18 protein-coding genes are annotated in these 22,538 nt (G+C 73.5%); all 18 read right to left on the bottom strand.

What is annotated here, in order from left to right; all coding sequences use genetic code 11:
- Positions 1-151 precede the first annotated feature (151 nt).
- A complete protein-coding gene (locus tag ACZ4UB_RS37925; protein ID WP_468077596.1) occupies positions 152-1,309 on the bottom strand; it encodes a glycosyltransferase family 4 protein in 1,158 nt (385 codons plus the stop codon).
- A gap of 205 nt (positions 1,310-1,514) precedes the next feature.
- Complete coding sequence (locus ACZ4UB_RS37920; protein WP_468077594.1) at positions 1,515-2,291, bottom strand: class I SAM-dependent methyltransferase; 777 nt, start codon at positions 2,289-2,291, stop codon at positions 1,515-1,517.
- Between the two features lie 27 nt (positions 2,292-2,318).
- A complete protein-coding gene (locus ACZ4UB_RS37915) occupies positions 2,319-3,641 on the bottom strand; it encodes an acyltransferase family protein (RefSeq protein ID WP_468077592.1) in 1,323 nt (440 codons plus the stop codon).
- A complete protein-coding gene (locus ACZ4UB_RS37910; protein ID WP_468077590.1) occupies positions 3,634-4,629 on the bottom strand; it encodes an alpha/beta hydrolase in 996 nt (331 codons plus the stop codon). The genes ACZ4UB_RS37915 and ACZ4UB_RS37910 overlap by 8 nt, the downstream gene beginning before the upstream one ends.
- 176 nt (positions 4,630-4,805) lie before the next feature.
- On the bottom strand, positions 4,806-6,023 hold the full coding sequence (locus tag ACZ4UB_RS37905) for a sensor histidine kinase (protein WP_468077588.1): 1,218 nt from the start codon (positions 6,021-6,023) through the stop codon (positions 4,806-4,808).
- Positions 6,020-7,357 (bottom strand): FtsX-like permease family protein, encoded by a 1,338-nt coding sequence (locus ACZ4UB_RS37900; protein WP_468077586.1) that lies wholly within the window; start codon positions 7,355-7,357, stop codon positions 6,020-6,022. The genes ACZ4UB_RS37905 and ACZ4UB_RS37900 overlap by 4 nt, the downstream gene beginning before the upstream one ends.
- The gene (locus ACZ4UB_RS37895; protein ID WP_404008168.1) at positions 7,351-8,118 is read right to left on the bottom strand and encodes an ABC transporter ATP-binding protein; all 768 of its coding nucleotides are present in this window, start codon (positions 8,116-8,118) and stop codon (positions 7,351-7,353) included. The genes ACZ4UB_RS37900 and ACZ4UB_RS37895 overlap by 7 nt, the downstream gene beginning before the upstream one ends.
- A gap of 99 nt (positions 8,119-8,217) precedes the next feature.
- Entirely contained in the window at positions 8,218-8,865 is a 648-nt protein-coding gene (locus tag ACZ4UB_RS37890; protein ID WP_468077584.1) for a response regulator transcription factor, read from the bottom strand.
- Positions 8,866-8,913: 48 nt separating this feature from the next.
- Positions 8,914-9,900 (bottom strand): TauD/TfdA family dioxygenase, encoded by a 987-nt coding sequence (locus tag ACZ4UB_RS37885; protein ID WP_468077582.1) that lies wholly within the window; start codon positions 9,898-9,900, stop codon positions 8,914-8,916.
- Positions 9,897-10,910: a 2,3-diaminopropionate biosynthesis protein SbnA gene (gene sbnA / locus ACZ4UB_RS37880; RefSeq protein ID WP_354379088.1), complete on the bottom strand. Its 1,014-nt coding sequence runs from the start codon at positions 10,908-10,910 to the stop codon at positions 9,897-9,899. Before sbnA ends, ACZ4UB_RS37885 begins: the two co-directional genes overlap by 4 nt.
- Positions 10,911-10,939: 29 nt before the next feature.
- Positions 10,940-11,971, bottom strand: coding sequence for a 2,3-diaminopropionate biosynthesis protein SbnB (gene sbnB, locus ACZ4UB_RS37875; protein WP_468077580.1), 1,032 nt, complete (start codon positions 11,969-11,971; stop codon positions 10,940-10,942).
- A 16-nt stretch (positions 11,972-11,987) separates the two neighbouring features.
- On the bottom strand, positions 11,988-12,971 hold the full coding sequence (locus tag ACZ4UB_RS37870) for a TauD/TfdA family dioxygenase (protein ID WP_468077578.1): 984 nt from the start codon (positions 12,969-12,971) through the stop codon (positions 11,988-11,990).
- A gap of 2 nt (positions 12,972-12,973) precedes the next feature.
- A complete protein-coding gene (locus tag ACZ4UB_RS37865) occupies positions 12,974-16,045 on the bottom strand; it encodes a non-ribosomal peptide synthetase (RefSeq protein WP_468077576.1) in 3,072 nt (1,023 codons plus the stop codon).
- A gap of 78 nt (positions 16,046-16,123) precedes the next feature.
- Positions 16,124-16,951 (bottom strand): ABC transporter permease, encoded by an 828-nt coding sequence (locus ACZ4UB_RS37860; protein WP_354379085.1) that lies wholly within the window; start codon positions 16,949-16,951, stop codon positions 16,124-16,126.
- Positions 16,948-17,880 (bottom strand): ATP-binding cassette domain-containing protein, encoded by a 933-nt coding sequence (locus tag ACZ4UB_RS37855; RefSeq protein WP_468077574.1) that lies wholly within the window; start codon positions 17,878-17,880, stop codon positions 16,948-16,950. Before ACZ4UB_RS37855 ends, ACZ4UB_RS37860 begins: the two co-directional genes overlap by 4 nt.
- A 4-nt stretch (positions 17,881-17,884) precedes the next feature.
- Positions 17,885-18,097, bottom strand: coding sequence for an MbtH family protein (locus ACZ4UB_RS37850; RefSeq protein ID WP_467958644.1), 213 nt, complete (start codon positions 18,095-18,097; stop codon positions 17,885-17,887).
- Positions 18,094-21,735: an SDR family NAD(P)-dependent oxidoreductase gene (locus ACZ4UB_RS37845; protein ID WP_468077572.1), complete on the bottom strand. Its 3,642-nt coding sequence runs from the start codon at positions 21,733-21,735 to the stop codon at positions 18,094-18,096. Before ACZ4UB_RS37845 ends, ACZ4UB_RS37850 begins: the two co-directional genes overlap by 4 nt.
- Positions 21,732-22,520 (bottom strand): thioesterase II family protein, encoded by a 789-nt coding sequence (locus ACZ4UB_RS37840; protein ID WP_468077570.1) that lies wholly within the window; start codon positions 22,518-22,520, stop codon positions 21,732-21,734. The genes ACZ4UB_RS37845 and ACZ4UB_RS37840 overlap by 4 nt, the downstream gene beginning before the upstream one ends.
- Positions 22,521-22,538 lie beyond the last annotated feature (18 nt).

The following is a 22,538-nucleotide window of genomic DNA, read 5'->3' as shown; positions in this document are numbered from 1 at the left end:
CCGAACCCGGAAGGCCCTCACCCATTCAAGACGCCTCAGCCGAGACCTCCATCACCCGTCCACAACCTCCCGAGGCAATACAGCTAGGTCGTCTCCAGGCGCTCCCCCGCACCGGGCCCGGGGCCCGGTGCGGGGACGGCGCTCCGCCGGCTCAGGAGGTGCGCGCGTCCGGGACCGGCACGTGGGCCGGGTCGAGCAGGCGGGTCAGGTGCCGCGCCTGCGCGTCCCACGACCAGGACTCCCGCGCCCACTCGCGGCCCGCGGCGCCCATCTGCGCGGCCCGTCCCTCGTCCAGCAGCAGCCGGGTCAGCACGGCGGCCACGACCGCCGGGTCGGTGCCGTCCACGACGCGCCCGGTGGTGCCGTCGAGCACCGTGTCGGGGGCTCCGCCGGAGGCGCCGACGACGACCGGCAGGCCACTGGCCGCGGCCTCCAGGAAGACGATGCCGAGGCCTTCCGCCTCCAGGCCGCCCTTGCGGGTCCGGCAGGGCATCGCGAAGACGTCGGCCGCCGCGTAGTACCGCGGGGTCTCCTGGTGGTTCTTGCCGCCCACGAAGCGGACCGCGTCCTCGCCCCCGTGCCGCAGCGCCAGCTTGCGCAGCCGGGCCTCGTGCGGCCCCTGGCCGACCACCAACAGCACCGCGTCGGGCACCTGTCGACGGATCAGCGGCATCGCCTCGATCAGCTTGTCCTGCCCCTTGCGCGGCACCAGCCGGGACACGCACAGGATGATGCGCTTGCCCTCCAGCCCCAGTTCGGCGCGGAGCACGGCGCCCGCGTCCGGGTCGGGGCGGTAGGCCTCCGCGTCGACGGCCGGCACCAGGCGGCTCAGCTCGGCCGTCGGACCGAGCGCCGGGGCTATCCGGGACCGCGTGTACTCGCCGAGGTAGGTGACCACGTCCACGCCGTCACCGATGCGGCGCATCATCCGCCGGGCACCGGGCAGCCGGGCCCACCAGATCTCGTGGCCGTGGGTGGTGGCGACGATCCGCCGCACGCCGTTCGCGCGCAGCGCCGGGGCCATCATGGCGAGCGGCGCGGCCGCACCGAACCAGACCCGGTCGCAGCCGTGCGCCCGGGCTATCTCGACGGCCTTCCTCGTGACCCGCCCGGTGGGCAGCAACATGCCGCTGGTGTCCCGGACGACGGGGAAGGGGAGCGTGGCGTCGTAGGCCGCTCCCCCCTCTTCGTGCGAGGTGTAGACGACGACGTCACCGCCCGGGACCCGGGTGGTCATGGCGTGGACGAAGGTCTCGATGCCCCCCTGGCGCGGCGGGAAGTCGTTGGTGATGACAAGAGTGGAGCCCATGACAGTCCAGGATCCTTCAACGGGAGGCGATCGGACGCACTGCGACCGCCATATTGCCGAACCCGCCCGTGACCTCGATCACCCACCCCACGCTCCGTCCCCCCACCGGTGCGCGGCGTAGCCGGCCGGGGGGACCGGAAGCCCTGACGGCGCGGGGGTGTTCGCCGTCAGGGCCGTTTCGGGGTGGTGGGGATCGGGTCCTGGGTCAGCGCAGGGTGAAGAACACCATCGGGTTGTGGGCGCTGGTGCGGACCGGGACGTCGAGGCCCAGGCGCGCCTTCGTCGCGGCGAGGTGCTCGATGACCTCGGGGGCCTTCGCGGCCGACGGCGTGAAGTAGGCGATGTTCCGCTGCGCCAGCCACTTCACGAGGACCGATCCCTCGCTGAACGGCTTCGGGCGCCGCCCGTGGAAGACGTCGTGGACGCTGGTCGGGGTCCCGGCGCGCATCTTCGGGAGCAGGTGCTCGACGTACCAACGGGCGAACCGGGCGCCGTGGTCGGCGTCGATGAAGAGGTAGTCGGTCCCGGCGGGAATCGCGTCGAGCCGGTCCCTGACATCGCCCTTGGTGAAGGTCCAGCGGTCGGCGGAGAGCTCCGCCGGCACGTTGCTCAGCACCCGGTCGACGATGTCGAAGGAGTGCAGGTGGCCCGTGCCGTTGTCCCGCAGGGCGCTGAGGATCCACATCGTGGACCAGCCGTAGAAGGTGCCGATCTCCACCACCGTCTCGGGGCGGTGCTCGCGCAGCAGCAGGTAGGTGATCTCCGCCTCGTAGTCGTCGAGTTGTGCCTTCATCGACGTGCCGCGCCACGTCAGGAACTCCCGCTGCTCGTCCCTGACCAGGCGCAGGTCCTCCGCGTACTTTTCGTAGAGCGCCGCCACGGATTCCACGGTCAGGTCGTGCAGGGGACTGCCGGAACGCCGCGGGGAGGCCCCGCGGACACAGCGCTCCGTGGAACTCCCGACACCCTGGGAAACGGTCACGAGTTTTCTCCTTACAGCTGGTTGGGTTCAACGGACGTGCACGGCGTGCTGACGGGGTCGCCGCCGCCGGGCCGATCGCTCCAGGTCGCGGAAGGACAGCCAGCAGAGGGCGAGCACGCCGGCGAAGACGGGGAGCCAGGCCAGGCGGAACAGCACCCAGAGCGGACCGTCCGGCGCGGTGTGCAGGCCGGGCCAGTAGCCGCCGAGGCCGAGTGCCACCACGGTGGTGGCGAGCATGGACGTCTGGTGCCAGAGGAAGACCGTCATGGCCGAGAGGTTCAGCAGCGCCACGGCCGCCCAGCGCAGCTGTCCGGCGGTGGCCCGTACGGGCGCACCCGCACCGGGGGCGGGCGGCGGGGTCGGCCGCTCCGGCTGTCCGGTCAGGCGGCGCAGCGCTCCGCACAGCAGCAGGCCGAGGCCGCACTGGGCCAGCCCGAAGCAGACGGCCGCCGGGGTCGGCGGGCTGAGGTTGGACACCGCGGACCCGGGGACGCCGACCATGCTCGCCGGGTAGCCGCACCACAGGACCAGGGCCGCCAGCGTGCTCGCGCCGCCGATCAGCAGGGCGACGGCGTAGCCGCGCCGGGCGAGGCGGCCCGCCGCCCAGAGCGTGCCCAGCGCGTAGGGGACCAGCCAGCCCGCGAGGACGTTCAGCGACCGGAGCGCGTCCAGGCCCGCCACGTCGCCCACCAGGGCGCGGGTCAGGTCCGGGGCGGCGACCAGGGCGCCGGCCGCGAGGGCCAGCCGGCCGGGGCACCGCCGGATCAGCGGGGTGGCCGCGGTGATCACCGCGTACACGCAGAGGAACCAGAGGGGCGAGAGGGCGAGTTGCACCAGGGTGCGGACCGTCTCGTACGCGGCGCCCGCCGTGGCGAGCCCGATGAGGACCAGGGTCCACACGGCGAGCAGGGCCAGCGCCGGGCGCAGCAGCTGCCGCAGCCTTCGGGCCAGCCAGGCGCGGTAGCCGGTGCCGGCGGCGACGGCCGAGGCGTAGCTCTGGGATCCGACGCGGCCGCCGACGAAGAAGAAGAGGGCGAGCGGCTGGAGCACCCAGGTCAGGGGCGTGAGGGCGGGGACGTGGCGCAGGGGGCTGTCGCCGGCCAGATGGCCGCCGGCCCGCAGCACCACCGCGCTCACCAGCCAGTGGCCGAGCACCACGCCGAGGATGGAGTAGGCCCGTAGCACGTCGACCGCGCGGTCCCGGGAGGGCGGCGTCGCCGCGTCGATCCGCAGCACGGCCCGGTGCAGCCGGTCCCGCGCGCTGGGTCGGGCGGGCTCCACGGGGGCGGGGCGGGGCGGGGTCCGGCGGGGGGCGGGCACGGTGGCGGGGCGGACCTGGAGATCAGCCACGGGACACCTCCGCTCCCCGGCCCAGGCCGATCAGGGCGATGTTGCGCAGGGCGGGTCCGCCGGGGCGCAGGTAGCCGCCGTGCGGGCTGTCGCCGGTGGGGAGCGTCCGGGCGCCGAAGTCCGGGGACGCCGGGTCGGCGCCGAAGCCCAGGCGCTCGCCGCCCAGGGTGAACTGGACGTGGGGCACGTTCGCGATCCAGTCCCGGCTCCCCCGGCCGGCCCAGAAGGGGACGGGGATCCGCAGGGCGGAGACCGAATCGACGCCCAGGCCCGGGCTGCCGAAGACGGCGACGCCGGTCAGGGCGGAGGACGTCCAGCGGTTCGTGCCGCGCACCGCGTCCGCGCACACCGCGGAGCCGTACGAGTGGCACAACAGGGCGACGGAGGCGTCCGGGGCGAGGTCGCGCAGGCGCAGGAGCTGGTCGCGCAGTTGGCCTCCGCCCTCCACCGCCCGGTCCTGGGTCACCGTGTCGCGGCTCTTGGTGCGGGGGGCCCGGTAGCCGTACCAGCCGATGACCGCGACCCGGGTCCCGGGGTCGAGCGCGCGCATCTCGTCGTAGAGGGCGCGGGCGCCGCCGCCCACCGAGGAGTGCGGGGAGCCGAGGTGGTCGAAGGTGTCGATGGTGGTGTCCGCGCCCGGCACCAGGAGGGCGATCCGCTGGGCGTGCGCCAGGTCGCCGAGCACCTCCACCGCCTGGCCGTCGCCGGTGGCGTCGACGTCGAGGAAGGTGCGGTCGGCGGCGCCGAGTTCGCGCAGCACCCCGGCCCGTCCGGTGTCGCCCATCCGGTCGGACGCCGCGGCGGCGTCGGCGAGGTAGCGGCGGTTCTCCGCGTAGCGGCCGGGCAGGTCCGGCGCCGCGGTGGCGGTGTGCCGGGGGGCGGTCGGCAGGCCGGGCACCGCCGAGGCGGTGGCGGCGTTGACGGACGCGACGATGCACCCCGCGACGGCGGCCACCAGCATTCCGTGTCTGATCCGCGCAGCACGCATGGTCAGCTTCCCTTCCTGTGGGCATGGCTCGGCCCGACGTGTCGGACCGGTGGGGGGACGGCGCCGCGGTACGGCGGCGCGCCGGACTACCCGGGCGGGGGGATCGGGCCCGGGGTGGGCTGGGGGGCTGGGGTGGTCGGAGGCCGGGGTGAGGGGGCGCGGCTGGGGGCCGGGGGTCAGATCCGGACGGGTAGTTCGAGCACGGCGGTGGTCGAGCCCGAGGGTGGGCTGTCGAGTCTGAGGGTCCCGTCGACGGCGGCGAGCCGTTCGCGCAGACCGAGCAGGCCGCTGCCCGCCCCGATCCGGGCGCCGCCGGCGCCGTTGTCGGCGACCGTGATCCGCAGCTGTTTCCCGACGAGGTCCGCGTCCACCGAGGCCTTCGTCGCGCCGCTGTGCTTGCTGACGTTCGTGAGCAGTTCGGCGACGCAGAAGTACGCCACCCGTTCGATCACCGGGTCCGGCCGCTCGGGCACGTCCACCGTGAGCGTGACGGGCACGCCGGCCTGCTCGGTCAGTCGGGGCAGCGCGTCGAGCAGTCCCCGGTCGAGCGCGGCGGGGCTGATCCCGTCGATGAGGCGCCGCAGCTCGGCGATGGCCGCGTCGGTCTGGGTGCGGGCCCGGGCGACCAGGGCCCGGGGTCGGTCGGCTCGCGGGTCGCCGTCGAGCGCGTCCGCGGTGAGCGAGAGCGTCATGGCGATCGCGACGAGCTGGGCCTGCGTGCCGTCGTGCAGGTCGCGCTCGAACTGGCGCAGGCTGCGGTCGCTCTCGGTGAGGGCCGTGCTGCGCGCCCGTTCGAGGGTGTGGACGCGCAGTTGGGAGGGGGTGGGTCCGAGCAGCGTGCGGGCCAGCAGCCGGTGCAGGTCCATCATCGCGCGGGACGCCACCGGGGTGAGCGCCAGCGCGGCCGGGCAGCAGGCGACGGCGGCCGCCACCAGCCACGGCGGCTCGCCGCTGGACAGTGCCCAGACGGCGCTCCACACGCCGAAGACCGGCAGGCCGATCGTCAGGGCGAAGGCCAGGAGGTCGACCGGCAGCCGGAGCAGCAGGTAGAGCATCCCGCGCCAGGCGCTCACGTCGGTCAGGGCGGCGCGGACCCAGCGGACCGGGCCGCCGGCGGCGACCGGGGGTGCGGGGGCGGCGACGACCTCGCCGAGCAGCGCCCGTACCAGCCGGGCGTGGGCCCGGCCGAGGTGGCGGGCTCCGCGCAGGCCGACCGCGAGCAGCGGCAGCCCGATCAGGGTCAGCGAGAGCAGACCGCCGGCGTAGAGGACGACCGCGACGTAGGCGGCGCCGAGCACCGAGAGCAGCGGCCCGGTGAGGGCCATGGCGAGCGCCCCCGGCCGGATCCGCCACCACGGCTCGCGCACCCCGTCGCCGGGGCGGGGCGCCGTCACGGCGCGGCCACGGCGGAGAGGGCCGGTTCGGAGGTGGCCCGGGCGCCGGTGACCAGGATCGTCAGCACGGTCAGGGCCACGGACCCGAGCACGAGGGGGCCGTAGGTCTGGAGCGGGACCACGGGGATCAGGGAGCCGGTGGCGGCCACCGAGAAGGCCATGCTCATGGGGGCCGCGACCGCGATGCCCAGCAGGACGCCGGCCGCGGCGGTCAGGGCGGCCTCGGTGCCCAGCATCCGCATGAGCTGGCGCCGGGTCGCACCGGTCAGGGTGAGCAGCGCGTACTCCCGTCGCCTCGCGACGGTCAGGGAGGCGAGGGTGTTCACCGTGGCCACCGCGCCGAAACCGGCCAGCATGGCCAGCTCCACGCCGCGCAACCAGATATCGCTCTGCGCGTACGCGCCGGGCGGGGCGACCTGTTCGAGGGTCGCGGTGACGGCGGCGAAGGTGGTCGAGAGCCCGACCAGCAGGGCGATCGGCACCACCGCGGAGGACAGTCGGTGGGCGTGGCCGCGCAGGTTGTCGGCGGCGAGGGCGCCACCGGCCTCGCCCCGGTGGCGTGCGCCCGTCAGCCGGAAGGGCAGACCGAGCAGGGCCATCGCGAGCCGTGCCAGCAGGGGGCCGAGCAGCCCGACCGCGATCATCAGGAGCAGGGTGCCGAGCAGGGCGAGCTGGACGGACTTGTCCACGGGTTGGCGCGAGGTGAACACCACGAGGGGCACGGCGCCGCCGAGGACGAGCAGGCCCGCGATGCCGCGGAGCCAGCCGGTGCGGCCCTGTTCGGCCGTCTGGGCGAGCGCCGCCGACGGCCGGCCGCGGACGGTGCGGCGGGCGGCGATCTTGGTGGCGCCGACGCCGACGAGCAGCGTCGCGGCCGTACCGATCATCGGGGGGCCCGCCGACCAGGACACGGCCGCCCCGGCCGGGGCGATGTCCCGGGCGACCAGCTCGGTCAGGAACCAGCGCGCGCCCCAGGAGCCGATCAGCCACGCGGGCGGCGAGACGAAGAGGGTCACCAGCAGCACCTGGCACCGGACCAGGCGCTTGATCTGGGCGGGGGTCGCGCCGGTGGTGCGCAGCAGGGCCATGGCGCGGGCCTGCTGCCGGACGGCGAGCGCGAGCGTGTTGGCGACGACGAACAGCGCCATCAGCATCGCGATCTCACCGAACGCTCCGCCGATCAGCCCGAGCCGGGAGCCGCCGCCCCCGTCGATGGCCGTGGCGATGAGGGAGCCGAAGAGCGTGATCACGGTGACGGCCAGCAGCAGCGCCGCGGCCAGTCCGGCGAAGGAGGAGGGCCTGGACCGCAGGACCCCCAGGGCGAGCCTCAGCATCCCAGCCCACCCAGCTTCTCGGCGATCAGTGCGGCGGAGGGGCGGACCAGCTCGTCGACCAGGACGCCGTCGGCGAGGATGACGACCCGGTCCGCGAAGCTCGCGGCGACCGGATCGTGCGTCACCATCACGCAGGTGCGGCCCTCGACCTCGACGCCCTCGCGCAGCAGCCACAGCACTTCCCGGCCGGTGGCCCGGTCGAGGGCGCCCGTCGGCTCGTCGGCGAAGAGGATGCGCGGGCGGGCGTACAGGGCGCGCGCCACGGCGACGCGCTGCTGCTGGCCGCCGGAGAGCCGGCCGGGCCGTTCCTTGCGGCGGTCGGCGAGGCCGACCTGGGCGAGCGCGGCGCGGACGGCGTCCCAGTCCACCCGGTGGCCCGCCAGCCTGGCGGTCAGGGCGACGTTCTGCTCGACCGTCATGGCGGGCATCAGGTTGTAGGACTGGAAGATGAAGCCCGCCTCGGCCCGCCTCAGCAGGGCGAGCCGCCGCTCGGGCAGGGCGGTGATCTCGGTGGGGCCCCAGTGGACCGTGCCGGAGGTCGGCTGGTCCATGCCCGCCAGGCACTGCAACAGGGTCGACTTGCCCGAGCCGGACGGTCCCATCACCGCGGTGAAGGTGCCGGGCTCGAAGCCGATGTCCACCCCGCGCAGGGCGTGCACCGCGCCGCGGCCACGACCGTAGGAGCGGTGCAGGTGGGCGGCGCGCAGGCCCGTACCCGTTTCCACGGTGGGCCGGACAGGGGTCTCGGTGCTCGGTGACATGTCTCTATTCTTGGCCGCTGGGCCGCCCCGGACCACGGTGCTACCTCCCGGCTTCGGGGTTCGGATATCCGCCCCCACCCGCGGCGGGCGGGACATGGTCTAGGGACCGACCTCCTGCAGGTACGTCACGACGGCCTTGACGCGGCGGTTGTCGGCTTCGGTCGCGGGCAGGCCGAACTTGGCGAACACCGAGGCCGCGTGCTTCTCCACCGCGCGCTCCGAGATCACGAGCAGGGCGGAGACGGAGCGGTTCGAGTGGCCCTGGGCCATCAGGTCCAGGACCTCGCGTTCGCGGGCGGTCAGCCGGTCGAGGGGGCGGGTGCCCCGGTTCAGCATGCGGCTGACGATCTCCGGGTCGAGGGCCACGCCGCCGGCCGCGACCCGGCGCAGAGCTTCGACGAAGTCGGCGGTGGCGGCGACGCGCTCCTTGAGCAGGTAGCCGACGCCGGACGCCTCTCCCGCCAGCAGCCGGGCCGCCCATGACGGCTCGGCGTGCTGGGAGAAGACGAGGACGCCCACCTTCGGGTGGTCCGTGCGCAGCTGGACGGCCGCGCGGATGCCCTCGTCGGTGTGGGTCGGCGGCATGCGGATGTCGACCACGGCGACGTCGGGGGCGTGCTCGGCCACGGCGGCCAGCAGTTCGTCCGCGTCGCCCGCGGTGGCGACGATCTCGCAGCCGCGGGCGGTGAGCAGCTCCACCATGCCCTCACGGAGAATGACCGAGTCCTCGGCGATGACCACTCGCACTGTGCGCTCCCCCCGTTCGCCGTCGGCGGTGCGCCGTCGACCGGACTTTCATTCAACCAGCACGTACCCGTCGTCGGGGCGACGACCCCGCGAACGGCGCAGCGCGCTGTGCACGAAGGTGCGCTGCAACCAGCGGTCCCTGCCGTCGTAGCGCGGGGTGAAGGCGGTGCGGCCGTGCGCGGTGACGTGGTTGTCGACGATCACCAGGTCGCCCGGCAACAGTTCGGACGTGGACGACACCCGTTCGAAGAGTTCACCCAGTTCGGCGAGGGCGGCGGCGCCCTCCTCGGTGGTCGCCCGGGTGGCGGCGAAGTCCACCCGCAGGTCCGGGTCGTCCCACGCGCCGCCCAGCACCGGGTGGTGGACGGCGCCCTGGCAGCCCGGTCCGAAGGAGGGCGGGGCGTCGGTGATGAACTCCGGCAGGCTCAGCTGCTTCCTGGCGACCGGGCTGAGCAGGTCCAGGATCTCGCGGACGCACGCGGTGCGGGTGCCCGCGACCCCTTCGTGGTCGGCGCGCAGGCACAGCAGCATGACGAAGTCCGGGCGGTGCTCGTGGAACGCGTTCTCGGTGTGGAAGGAGAGCTGGACCGAGCCCGCGTTGCCCTGGAACCGTTCCAGCCCCTCGACCGGTACGACGTCGTGCACCAGGGCGCCCGACTTCTCCTGGAGGAACCCGACGGGGTCGCCGAGTCCGCAGGCCACCATGAGGAGGGTCGCGGCGACGATGGAGGACTCCCGCTGGACGGAGCCCGCGACGGAGGGGGTGTCCCGGGTGTCGTCGCCCACGGGGAGTCCGCGGACCAGCAGTCGGCCCCGGGGACCCGAGTGCCGGCGGAACCGGCGGATCTCCTGGCGCAGCGGGGCCGGCAGGCCCTCCCACGCGTCCCGGGCCGCCGCCACGAACTCGGGCGAGTCGACGCGGCCGTCGGCGACGTCGAGCAGCTCCCGCGCGGCGGCTTCCACCAGGGCGGCGGCCGCGCCGCCGAGCGCGAAGGCGGTCTCCTCACCGATGCCGTTCTCCAGCAGTTCCGTCATCGGGCACCACCCGTACCGGACATCATCGCCACTTCCTCGGGCCTCTCGAATTCGTCGGCGAGCGCTGCGCTGCCGTATATCTCCTCGACCCATCCCTGGTGGTAGACCGAGTCCAAGTACCGGTCGCCCAGGTCGGGCGCGATGGCCACCGCGGTGAGCTCTTCGCCCGGGGCGTGCTCGTCGAGCCAGCGCAGGGCGCCGCTGATCACGGTTCCCGTGGAGCCGCCGAAGAGGAAGCCCCGTCCGGCCAGCCGGCGGCAGGCACGGATCGTCTCCGCCTCGGCGACGTGCACCACGTCGTCGATGTAGGACCGGTCGAGCAGGGGCGGGCGCACCCCGGTGCCGAGACCGGGGATCATCCGCGGCAGCGACGGGCCGCCGAAGGTGACCGAGCCGACGGCGTCGACCGCCACGACGGTGACGTCCGGGCGCTTCTCCTTGAAGTACCGGGCGCACCCCATGAGGGTGCCGGTGGTGCCGGCCCCGATGAAGGCCACCTTCAGGTCGGGGAAGCGCGCGGCGATCGCCGGGGCCGTCGACCGGTAGTGCGCCAGCGCGTTGTTCGGATTCGCGTACTGGTTCAGCCAGACGTAGCGCTCGTCCGATTCGCACAGTTCCCGCACCAGGCGCAGGCGCGCCCCGAGGAACCCGCCCTCCGCCGCGGGTTCGGTGACGGTGTAGACCGTGCCGCCCACGGACTCGATGAGCTGCTTGGTGGCCAGGTTGCACCTGTTGTCGGTGACGCAGACGAACTGGTAGCCCTTGCTGGCGGCAAGGATGCTCAGCGCGACGCCGAGGTTGCCCGACGACGACTCCACCAGGATGGATCCGGGCCGCAGGACCCCGCTCGCCTCGGCGGCCTCGACCATGGCCCGGGCGGCCTTGAGCTTGATCGAACCGGCGAAGTTGAACCCTTCGCACTTGAGGAAGAGCCTGCGCCCGAAGGTTCGCCGGAGATCGACGAACAGGTCCTCCTCGTGGTACTCCTGCGCCTCTGAGATGATCGGCACAGCTACCTCCCCTTCTCGGGCAGTTGCCCCTAGCCGCCGTAACGGTTCATCTCGTGGAAGAAGTCCTCGACCACCTGCAGGTCGCCGCTGCGCGAGACCTGGTCGTACACATGGGCGCTGACCGCCAGGTCGAGCACGCCGAGGCCGAACGGGGAGAAGATCACCGTGCGGTCGGTCGGGACCGTCGCGCGGCCCGTCATCACGTCGTGGAGGGTGCCGGCGATGAAGTCCCGGTTCCCGGTGAGCTGTTCGGCCAGGTGCGGCGAGGTGTTGGCCTTGAGGCAGTGCTCGACGTCGTCGACGTAGTTGACGGAATCGAGGATGATCTCCGGGGCCAGGTCGCGCAGCGAGACGTGCAGCACCAGCGGGTGGTGGGCGAACAGCTCCGGGTCGGTGACGTACGGGGTGCCCGCCACGGTGGCGAAGACCACCAGGTCGCTGGCGCGGATCAGCTCGTCCACGGTGTCGTGCACCGTCACCCGGCCGCTCTCGCCGGAGCGGTCCAGGTAGTCGGCGAAGCCCGCCGCGTGGTCGGCCGACAGGTCGTGCACGCCGACCTCGTCGAAGGACCAGTCCGTGCCCGCCAGGTAGGTGTGCAGGTAGCGGGCGATCAGGCCGGTGCCCACGAAGCCCACCTTGGTGGGGCGCCCGCGTTCGCGGGTGAGCCGGTCGGCGGCGAGCGCGGCGGACGCGGCCGTCCGGCTCGCGCTGATGATCGAACTCTCCAGGCAGGCGTACGGGTACCCCGTGCGCGGATCGTTGAGTATCAGGACGGCGGAGGCGCGCGGCAGCCCGGACCGCACGTTCTCCGGGAAGCTGGAGATCCACTTCAGGCCGTCCACGCCGTCGTCGCCGCCGAGCGACGCGGGCAGGGCGATGATGCGGGCCGTGGGACGGTCGGGGAACTGGAGGAAGTAGGACGGCGGGTTGACCGTCTTGCCCTCGCCGTGCGCGTGGTACGCCGCCTCGATGATCTCCGTGACCAGTTTCTCCTGGCCGCTCAGCGCACGCTGCACCTGTCGGCCTGAGATCACGGAGAAGGTGGGGTTGTGCTTCGTCATCTGGATCCTCGGACCTCTATGCGGATGCGGATCGGGTGGTGGGGTTCGCCATCGCGACGAGCACCTCGCGCGCCCCGTCGTACGGCAGCCGGCTGTGCGCCGTGCGGAGGTTGTCGACGAGCATCAGGTCGCCCGGGCGCCACGGCTCGGAGACGGTGACGGAGTCGTACACCTTGTTGATCAGGGCGACGACGTCCTCGGTGATCTCGCCGCCGTCGCCGAAGCTCGTGTTGAACGGCAGGCCCTCGGGCCCGTAGACGTCGACGAGGTACTCGCGGACCTCGGGCGCCATCGTCCACTCGTTGAGGAAGGCGATCTGGTTGAACCAGAGCCGCCGGCCGTCGGCGGGGTGGCGCAGCACGGCCGGGCGGCGCTGGCTGGTGCGCAGGTCGTCACCGTGCCAGGTGAAGGAGATCTCGTTGGCCAGGCAGTACCGCTCGACCTCGGCGCGGTCGGTGGTGCCGAAGGCCTCGCTCCACGGAACGCCGATGTCCTCGGTGTAGCTGCGCTTGAGCAACCAGCCCTCCCGCTCGAACCGCTCGACGAGGTCCGCGGGCAGTTCCTCCAGGACGCGGCCCGCGTCGGCCAGGGCGGTGGCCCCGCCGCTGGTGGGCGCGCTCAGGCAGGCGAAGGCCATGGTGGCCGGGAACTCCAGGGCGTAGCTCAGCTCGTGGTGCATGCACATGGGCTGGTTCGGCGGCCACTTGGAGGACGAGTAGATGCGGTCGTCGTAGGTCCAGCGGGGCGCGAACGCCTCGCGCTCGGGTACGAGGTCCTTCCCGAGGGTGGTCAGGACCGCGGCCGCGCCGGCGGCGTCGTGCAGCCCCAGACCGCGCACCAGGACGGCGCCCTGCGAGGCGACGACCCGGTAGAGCGCCTCGCGGTGTTCGGCGGCCCAGGCCACCGGGTCCGCCGGGGCGGCCACGGTGACGATGGCCGGGCGGCCCTCTTCACGCTGTCCGTCGAATCCGGCGAAGGGATCCGTGTCGTGCGTCGGCACTTTCACACTCGCTCTCTGTCGTTCGTGTCATGGACGGCCCGCACCACGGCGGCGGTCTGCGCCGGCCTGGTGCGGAAGAAGAGGTGCCCGCCGTCGGGCAGTTCGCGGACCTCCACGGCCCGGGCGAGGACGCGCCAGGCGTCGAGGTCGCTCTCGTGGCCCTGGGTGGCGGAGTCGTCGGCGGCGACCACGAGGGTCAGCGGCGCCGCGAGGGGGTGGGCCGGGGGGTGTTCCACGGCGTCGGCGAAGAAGGCGTTCGCCTCCCGGACGTCGTGCCGGTAGGCCGCGCCGACCAGCTCCGCCCGGCTCGTGTCCGCGCCGGACAGCGCGGTGAAGCCGCCCTCGCCGCCGAGCCGCGCGGCGATCTCCAGGGGGGTCAGGGCCGCGAGCGCGGCGGTGGAAGCGCGCCGGGCCTCGGGGGTGGCGACCAGCTGACCGCCGATCAGGACGGCCCGCGGGCCGCGGCCCTGCTCCTCCAGCAGCCGTGCGGTCAGGACGGCCGGGGCGGCTCCGGCGGAGTGCCCCCAGAGGATGACCGGTCCCGCGGGGCGCCGGACGAGCTCGCTCGCGACGGCCTTGGCGACCTGTTCCAGCGGGGCGAAGGGCTCGTTCTCGACCGTGAGGTCGTGGCCGGGCAGCTCCACCGCGTGGACGGCCAGCCCGCTGTCCGCCAACGCGGTCGCCAGGGGCTGGAAGTTGACGGCGTTGCCCCCCGCGTACGGGAAGCAGACCAGAGTGGCGGTCGGGGCGGGGGGCGTCAGCAGGGGGATCAGGTGGCCGGTCCCGGTGTCCGGGGCGGCCGCGGCCGGCCCGTCGGTGGGGACGGTCCCGTCGACGAATGCGGCCAGGTCGCTCAGGCGCGGGTAGCGGGTGAGGTCCTTCAGGGACACGATCCGGCCGAGCTTGACGACGAGGCGCACGGCGGAGAGGGAGGTGCCGCCCGAGTCGAAGAAGTGGCTGCCGCGGCCGACCTGTTCGGGCTCCAGGCCGAAGACGGCCGCCCAGGCCTCGGCGATGCGCCGTTCCGTCGGGGTGACCGGGGGCTCGGGGCCGTCCTCGTCGACCTCCGCCAGCTCGGCCAGCCGCTTCTTGTCGATCTTGCTGTTGGCGGTGAGCGGCAGGGCGTCCAGGCGCTGGAAGCGGCTGGGCACCATGTACTCCGGCAGCGCCGCCCCGAGCCAGTCGCGCAGCTCCTCGACGGGTACGTCGGCGGCGGCTGCGTAGAACGCCACCAGGCTCTCGCCGACGACGATCACGGCGGTGTCCCGGATCCCGGTGACGCCGAGCAGCCGGTTCTCGATCTCGCCGAGTTCGATGCGGAAGCCGCGCAGCTTCACCTGCGCGTCGCGGCGGCCCAGGAACTCCAGCTTGCCGTCGGGGCACCAGCGGCCGAAGTCGCCGGACCGGTAGAGGCGTTCGCCGGAGCGGTGCGGATCGGTGCCGTAGGCGGCGGCGGTGCGCTCGGGGTCGTTGACGTAACCGCGGCCCACGCAGATCCCGGCGAACACGATCTCGCCGGGCGAGCCGAGCGGCACCGGTTCGAGGGCGGGGTCGACGACGTAGACCCGTACGTTGGCGACGGCGGGTCCCAGCGGCACCCGGTCGCCGCGCGGCGGCTCGGTCATCACCTCGTGGTTGGTGTCGTCGGAGGTCTCGGTGAGGCCGTAGGCATTGACGAGGGAGGTGCCGGGGAAGGCCGCGAACCAGCGCTCGACCAGCTCCTTCTTCAGCGCCTCGCCGGTGGCCGAGAGGCAGCGGATCCGGCCGAGGTCGCCGCCGTGCTCCTCCAGGTGCGAGAGCACCACTTCGAGGTAGGACGGCACCAGTTGGGCCACGTCCGCGCCGCGGGCGACCTCCACGAACCGCTCGACGTCGAGGATCGCCGCCTGCGGCACGATGAGCGTGGTGCCGCCGACCAACAGGGCCGAGACGAGCTGCCAGAGCGAGATGTCGAAGCACTGCGGGGCGACCTGCGCGACGACGTCGTCCTCGCCCACCCCGAGGTCGTCGGTCTTCGCGTAGAGGTGGTTGAGCATGCCCTCGTGCTCGCACATCACCCCCTTGGGCGTGCCGGTGGAACCGGAGGTGAAGTAGATGTAGGCGAGGCGCTCGGGACCGATGGCGAGGCCGAGGTCCGTCGGGTCCGCGTCCTGGCTCTCGTCGACCCGCAGGGCGGTGACCGACGGGCGGGACCGCAGCGCCTCCTCCAGGCCCGTGCCGCTGCCCGGTTCGGTGAGGACGAGGGAGCACCGCGCGCGGTCGAGGGTGGTGCCGATGCGGTCCGCCGGGAAGTGCGGCTCGATCGGCACGTAGACGCCGCCCGCCTTGAACACGGCGAGGACGGCGGCCATCCAGTCCAGGTTGCGCTCGGTGACCACGGCGACGCTGTCCTCGGCGCCCAGGCCGTGGGCGAGGAGGGTGCGGGCGATCCGGTTGGCGCGGGCGTTCAGCTCGGCGTAACTGACCCGGTGCTCGCCCATGATCGCGGCCGTCTTGTCCGGGTGCAGGCGCACCCGGTCCTCGAAGAGTTCGTGGAAGCGGCGGTCCGGCAGCTCCCGGTCCCGGCCGGCCATCCCGACGAGTTGGTGGCGCCGTTCCTCGGCGGAGAGCAGGCTGCGGCCCTCGTGCGGCGCCCCGGGCTCGGTGGCGATGAGGTCCAGGGCGGCGCGGTGGTAGCCGGCGACCCGGGTCGCGTGCTCGGCGTCGAAGTCCTCGGTGCGGTACGTCAGCACCAGGGCGCCGTCGGTGACGCGGACCCCGAACACCACGCCGTCGGGCAGGGTGTCGGAGGTGGCGCCGACCACGCTCTCGTAGCCGTGGTCGGGGGCGACGGGCGCCGTACGGACCCGCTCCACCAGGCCGGCCCACGTGGTGCCGGCCACCGGCACCAGGTGGGGCACGGGGCCGACGGCCACCTCGTCCTCACCACTGAGGATCGCGACGACCTTGCTGTGGGCGGCAAGAAGCTCTGCCGGCTCCGGTTCGTATTCCAGGGGAATGCGAACGGATGCCGTGCCCGGTGCCGCACCGGCAGTCGGCTGCCATCGCGGAACGGCGGTATGACCGGACCTCATGAGAGGACTCCTCCACTCGGGGAGTTGGAATGGGGAAAATGTATTCGGGAGGGTTTCCCTCCCGTTATCGATCACTTTTCAGCGACGTCGATAACGGGATATCGCCAGTGGAACCGCGAAGCACATGAGGCCCACGCTCCAGAGCACGGTGCCGAGGACGGGCACGGCGACCGGTCCCCCGCCGAGCAGGTTGCGGCAGGCGTCCGTCACCAGGGTCGTGGGGTTGACCTCGGCGAAGGTCCGCAGCCAGCCGGGCATCGTGCTGGTCGGGACCAGCATGGAACTGCCGAACTGGAACGGGATCATCCACAGGAAGCCCACCGACTGCACGGTGTTGGGGCTGCGGATCGAGAGGCCGATGAAGGCCGAGACCCAGGCCAGCGCGGTGCCGTACAGCAGGGTGAGCAGCACGGCGGCCACCGCGTAGAGGATGTTGGTCTCCACCCGGAAGCCGATGAGCACCGCGAAGAGGAGCATGACGACCTGGCCCAGCAGGAGCCGGGTCATGTCGGCCACGATCCGGCCCGTCAGGACGGCCGAGCGCGCGATGGGCAGGGACCGGAACCGGTCCATCACCCCGTTGTCGAAGTCGACGGCCAGCATGTAGCCGGTCGACCGGGACGCGAACATCAGCGTCTGCACCATGATCCCGGGGAGCAGGAACTGCCGGTAGTCACCGGGCCGGTCCCCCCAGATGGCGCCGCCGAAGACGTACAGGAAGATCAGCGTGAAGACCATCGGCATGACCACGGAATCGAGGAGCTGTCCGGGGTCGCCGCGCAGTTGAAGCATGTTGCGCCGGGCGATGGCGAGCGACTGTCGCAGGGTGTCGCGCGGTCCGTTGCGGGCGGAGCCGGCGAGAGCGGGTACCCCGACGGTCGGCGCGATGTCGGTGGTCGGGCTCACGCGGCGCTCCTGGTCAGTTGGATGAAGGCCTCGTCGAGGCTGGCGACCCGGGTGTCCACGGCCAGGACCTCCACCGCGGAGGCGGTGACGGCCCGTACCGCGCGGGTCAGTTCGTCCGGTTCCACGAGCGCCAGCCGGACCAGGCAGGCCTCCCGGTCGATCCGGCCGTCCAGCCCTTCGAGGGTCAGGCTGCCCGCGAGGGCCTCCAGGTCCCGGGCGTGCGCGGGCCGCACTTCCAAGGTGCGGCCGCCCACCCGGGCCCGCAGCTCCGAGGCCGTGCCGGCGGCGATCACCCGTCCCTTGTCCACGACGACGACCGAATCGGCGAGCGCCTCGGCCTCCTCCATGTACTGGGTGGTGAGCAGGACGGTCGAGCCGGAGCGGGCCCGTTCCTTGACGATGGCCCACAGTTCGTTGCGGCTGTGCGGGTCCAGGCCGGTGGTCGGCTCGTCGAGGCAGATGAGCCTCGGCTCGCCCATGAGCGACGCGGCGAGGTCGAGCCGGCGGCGCATGCCGCCGGAGTACTCCCGGGCGAGCTTGCCGCCCACGTCGTCGAGCCGGAACCGTTCGAGCATCCCGTTCGCCTGCGCCCGTGCCCGCCGGGCGGGTACGCCCAGGAGGCGGGCGATGAGGTACAGGTTCTCCCGGCCGGATATCTCTTTGTCGACCGAGGCGAACTGCCCGGTCAGCGCGATGCAACGGCGGACCTGGTGGGGCTCCTTCGCCACGTCGTGCCCGAAGATCCGGGCCCGCCCGGCATCGGGCCGCAGCAGGGTCGCCAGGACGCGCACGGTCGTGGTCTTGCCCGCACCGTTCGGGCCGAGGAGGCCCAGGACCTGTCCGGCGGGCACGGCGAGGTCGACTCCGTCGAGGGCCCGGTGGGCGCCGAAGCGCTTCACCAGACCCTCGACCTCGATGGCCAGAGTCATGGCGCTATTGCGCGTCCATCGCGGTGGCCAGACTGCGCGGACGCATGTCGGTCCAGTGGGCCTCGATGTAAGCGAGGCAGGCTTCGCGGGTGTCGGCCGGGTGGGCGGTCTGCCAGCCGGCGGGCACGTCGACGAAGGTCGGCCAGAGGGAGTGCTGGCCCTCGTCGTTGACGAGCACCAGGTAGGTGCCGTCCGCGTCCTCGAACGGATTGGTCATACTCGTTCTCCTTCCAACTGGGGTGAGAGCACCGCGGCGAGTGCGCCGACGGTGGGGTGTTCGTAGAGGTGGTGCACCGACAGCCGGGCCGTCAGCGCACTGTTGATGCGGTTCACGAGCTGCGCGGCGCGCAGCGAGCTGCCGCCGAGGTCGAAGAACCGGTCGTCGCGGCCGACTTCGTGGCCGAGCACGCCGCTCCAGAGGTCGGCCAGGGCCTTCTCCAGCTCGGTGCCCGGGGCCACGAAGGGCCGTCCGCCGCGTTCCAGCGCCGCGACCGCGACGGTGAGCAGCTGCTCCCGGTCGTCGGGCAGCCGCTCGACGCGCAGGGTGCGCAGGGGGTGGTCCAGCTCCCGGGCCACCGGCGCCACGGCCGCCCGCACGTCGGCCTCGGAGGCGGTGCCGGTGTAGACGACGATCGCTTCGGCCGTGTGCAGGCTCTCGGGGGCGAGGGCGCGGGCGATGTGCTCGTTGCGGCCGTCGAGGCCGACGAGCACGGTGGGCCGGTCCTGGCCCAGCACCGCGAGGAGCGAGGCGAGGCCCTCGTCGGGGTCGAGGGTGCGGAACCCGCGGGCCGCGGCGGCCCCTTCGGGCGCGCCCCGGTTCATGCCCAGGCCGCTCCAGGTGCTCCACGCGAGGCAGTGCACGGGGCGGCCGCGCTCGCGGCCCCAGTGGTCGGCGAAGCCGTGCAGGAAGCCGTTGGCGGAGGAGTACGCCGCGAAGGAGCTTCCGCCGAACTCGCCGTTGACCGAGGAGAAGAGCACCAGCGGCGTGCGGGGGCGGTCCTCCAGCAGCCCGGCGAGCGCGAGGGTGCCGCTCACCTTGGCCCGGTAGGCGTCCTGGAAGGCCCGCGGCGATTCCCGGACGACCTGGTGGAGTTCCAGCTGTCCCCACTGGTGGGAGACGTCGGCGCCGGCCAGGTGCAGCACCCCGTCCAGCGGCGCCCCCCAGCGGCCTTCCGCCTCGCGCACCGCGTCGCCCAGTGCGACCGGGTCGGCCACGTCGAGCGCCCGGTAGGTCACGTCGCCCAGGACGGCCAGGTCCTCCAGGCGCTCGGCGCGTTCGCCCTGGTCGGCCGGACCGCGTCCGACCAGCAGCAGCTTCGCGCCGTGGGCGGCCAGGAGGTATTCCGCGACCGGGTGGGCGACGCCGCCGAGGCCGCCGGTGATCAGGTAGCGGCCGCCCGTGACGAAGGCGTCGCCGCCCCGGTCGTCGAGGACGATCGGCCGCAGCCGGGGCACCAGGCGCCGGGTGCCGCGGTGGGCGACGAGGTCGGCCCCGTCGCGGCAGGCGAGTTCCGTGACGATCGCGGCGGCCCGGGCGGCGGGGTCGGCCACGTCGAGCTGCCGCACGGACGGCAGGGTCCGCTCCGCCGCGGCCGTCCGCAGCAGACCGGGCAGGCCCGCGGCGGTGAGGTCGAGGCTCTCGCCCTCGGCCGTCCACAGACCGCCGCTCGTGACGACCAGGAGCGGGGGCGCGGGATCGTGTGCGGCCAGGTCCTGGAGCAGGCGCAGCACCTCGAGGGCGACGCTCTGCGCGTCGGACCCCGACGCCAGGTGGACCACGGCGCCGACCGGTGCGGGCGCGGGTTCCCCGGCCGCGGGGAGGGCGCGGAGTTCGGGGACGCCGGGTACGGCGGCCAGCTCCTCCCGGAGCGCCCCGCTGACCAGCCACGGGCCGGGCGGCAGCGCGCCGCGGTCGGCGGGGGCCTCGGTCCAGGTCCGCTCGAAGTACCAGGAGCCGTCCGGCTCGTCGACCCACTGCGCGTACGTGCCCGCGTCGAGGTCGGCGATGAGCTGGGCGCGCTGGATCTTGCCGCTGCCCGTCTTGGGGAAGTCGGCCCGCTCCACCGGGATCACCAGGTCGGGCTGGAGGCCGAGGACCTCGGCGACCCGGGCCTTGATCGCGGTGATGGTGTCGTGGACCGCGGTCCGGTCGCCGTCGGCGGGGACGAAGAAGATCACCAGCTTGTCGGTGCTGTCGCCCGCGCCGGACCAGCCGCAGGCGGCGACCCAGGTGACTTCGGTGCCCGGCACCTGCTCGGCGATGGACTCCACGTCGTAGCTCAGGATGTTGGCACCCTGGACGATGATGAGGTCCTTCTCGCGGCCGGTGATGGTGAGCCGGCCCTCGTGCAGGAACGCCAGGTCGCCCGTGCTGAACCAGCCGTCGGCGGTGAACGCCTCGGCGTTCGCGGCCTCGTTGCGGTAGTAGCCCTCCATGATCGTCGGCCCCGTGATCTGGAGCCGCCCCACGTGGTCCTCGGGCAGCACGGTGTCGTCGGGGGCGACGATGCGCAGTCGTACGCCCGGGATCGGCGGGCCGACCTCGGTGAAGGTGACGGCGTCGGCGTCGGCCTCGGTGGACCAGCGCAGTGCCCCGCCGAGGGAGGCCTTGTCCACCCGCAGCCGGCCCGCCAGCGGGTCCCCGGCGCGCAGCGTCGAGTACGTCACGCCCGAGCTGGTCTCCGACATCCCCCAGCAGGGGCGCATCGCGTCGGCCCGCATCCCGTGCGCCGTGAGCAGCTCGATGAAGCGGTCCGCGGTGCGGCTGACGACGGCCTCGCCCGCGTTGCAGAGGTGGCGCAGCGTGGTGAGGTCCCACGACCGGCCGGTCATGGCCTCGGCGCGCTCGTTGACCAGCGCGAAGGCGAAGTTGGGGGCCCAGGTGTTGGTGACGCCGTAGCGGTCGATCCAGTCGAGCCAGCGCAGCGGGTCCGCGAGGAAGGCGTCGATGGTGGCGTTGACGTGGCGGGCGCGCAGGACGACGTCGCGCACGTTGTACATGACGATGCCGCCGACGTGGTCGAGGGGCATCCAGTTCAGCGCGACCTCGGCGGAGTCGAAGCCGTTGGCCGCCGCGGTGGCCCGGGTGCGGGCCAGGACGCTGCGGCTGGCGTGCCGGACGACCTTCGGCACGCCGGTGCTGCCGGAGGTGAGCAGGTGCACGGCGGGGGTGTCCGGGGTCGCCGGGAACCAGTCCGTGCTCTGCGGGCCGTCGCTCAGTTCCTCGAAGACGGCCACGCGCAGGTCGTCGACGCCCCACAGGGCGGAGAGCTTGGCCACCGCCGGGGCGAGGGAGGCGTCGGCGAGGATCAGCGGCCGGTCCAGCAGCTCCCAGGCGTTGCGGAGCTTGGTCGTGACGGCGTTCTCCCGGTCGTAGCCGGGCGCGGCGCCGACCGGGGTGGGCAGGTACCCGCCCAGGACGCACGCCCAGAACGCCGTGACGAAGGCGCGGTTGTCGTCGAACTGGAAGAGCACGGACTCGCCGGGGGCGATGCCGGTGGTGCGCAGGCCGGTGAGCAGCCGCTGCGCGTCGGCGAGCAGCTGCGCGTAGCTCTGGACGCGCTCGCCGTCCTCCGTCAGGTACACGGTGCCGTGGTCGGGGGCGAGCGCGGCGGCCTGGCGGAGGGCCTCTTGCAGGGTGGTCGGGAAGTCGGGGTCGGCGGGCAGCTCGCCGCCGTGGGCGAGGGCCGGTACGCCGGACGCCGCGGGAGCGGCGTCCGCGGCGCGGGGCTCGACCGGGCGCACCCGGTCGAGCCGGGCCTCCCGGCGGAGCAGGGGTACGGCTTCCTCGACCCCCGCGACGGATTCGGCCGCGGCCCTCAGCAGGGCCACAGCGTCGTGTCCGGGCATCGTCATCGGATCCGTTCCCCCTGGCCCGCGTGCGCGGGCTCCCGGCCCAGCAGGGTGCTGCCGAGCATCGTGGTGAGCTCCTTCTCGGAGTCGTTGAGGTAGAAGTGGCCGCCGGGGAAGACCCGGGTGGAGAAGGCCCCGGTGGTCTGCTCCCGCCAGCCGTCGAGGGCGCTGACGGGGGCGCGCGGGTCGGTGTCCCCGCCGAGCGCCGTGAGGGGTACGTCGAGCGGCTCGCCGGGGCTGTGCCGGTGGTTCTCCCAGAGGGTGAAGTCGGCGCGCAGCGTGGGCAGCAGCAGCTTCATCAGCTCGGGGTCGGTGAAGACGCCGTCCGACGTGCCGTCCAGGCCGCGCAGTGCGGCGCCGAAGTCCTCGTCGGAGAGCCGGTGCAGCTGCGGTGCGCCGCTGTCGGCGCCCGGGGCGGCCTGCCCGGACAGGAAGAGGTGTTCGGGCTGGGTGCCGCGCTTGCGCAGCGCCCTGGCCAGTTCGAAGGCCAGGAGGGCGCCGCCGCTGTGGCCGAAGAAGGCGTACGGGCCCTGGAGGTAGGGCCGCAGCGCCACCGCGACCATGCGGACGGCGACCGCGACGGAAGCGGGGTGCGGCTCGCCGACGCGGTCCTCGCGGCCGGGCAGTTGCACGGCCACGATTTCCACCTCCGGCGGGAAGAGCGCCGGCCACGCGGCGAAGGCGCTCGCCCCCGCTCCCGCATGGGGAAAGCAGAAGAGACGAACCCTCCGGTTCGTCCGCCGCGCACGACGGACGAATGGAGTTTCTGCTATGAGCCTGTCAGGCATGACCGAGCCGCCTCAAAA

The sequence above is a fragment of the Streptomyces sp. NPDC028419 genome, assembly GCF_055565515.1.
The sequence above is the reverse complement of the archived record's forward strand: the minus strand, read 5'-3'. Positions and strand labels throughout refer to the sequence as shown.

Coding starts and splice junctions, on each gene's coding strand:
- ACZ4UB_RS37845 (WP_468077572.1), bottom strand. CDS start 21,735: ATGACGATGCCCGGACACGACGCTGTGGCCCTGCTGAGGGCCGCGGCC.
- ACZ4UB_RS37885 (WP_468077582.1), bottom strand. CDS start 9,900: ATGACGGAACTGCTGGAGAACGGCATCGGTGAGGAGACCGCCTTCGCG.
- ACZ4UB_RS37900 (WP_468077586.1), bottom strand. CDS start 7,357: ATGCTGAGGCTCGCCCTGGGGGTCCTGCGGTCCAGGCCCTCCTCCTTC.
- ACZ4UB_RS37895 (WP_404008168.1), bottom strand. CDS start 8,118: ATGTCACCGAGCACCGAGACCCCTGTCCGGCCCACCGTGGAAACGGGT.
- sbnB (WP_468077580.1), bottom strand. CDS start 11,971: ATGACGAAGCACAACCCCACCTTCTCCGTGATCTCAGGCCGACAGGTG.
- ACZ4UB_RS37910 (WP_468077590.1), bottom strand. CDS start 4,629: ATGCGTGCTGCGCGGATCAGACACGGAATGCTGGTGGCCGCCGTCGCG.
- ACZ4UB_RS37850 (WP_467958644.1), bottom strand. CDS start 18,097: ATGACCAATCCGTTCGAGGACGCGGACGGCACCTACCTGGTGCTCGTC.
- ACZ4UB_RS37840 (WP_468077570.1), bottom strand. CDS start 22,520: ATGCCTGACAGGCTCATAGCAGAAACTCCATTCGTCCGTCGTGCGCGG.
- ACZ4UB_RS37855 (WP_468077574.1), bottom strand. CDS start 17,880: ATGACTCTGGCCATCGAGGTCGAGGGTCTGGTGAAGCGCTTCGGCGCC.
- ACZ4UB_RS37925 (WP_468077596.1), bottom strand. CDS start 1,309: ATGGGCTCCACTCTTGTCATCACCAACGACTTCCCGCCGCGCCAGGGG.
- ACZ4UB_RS37865 (WP_468077576.1), bottom strand. CDS start 16,045: ATGAGGTCCGGTCATACCGCCGTTCCGCGATGGCAGCCGACTGCCGGT.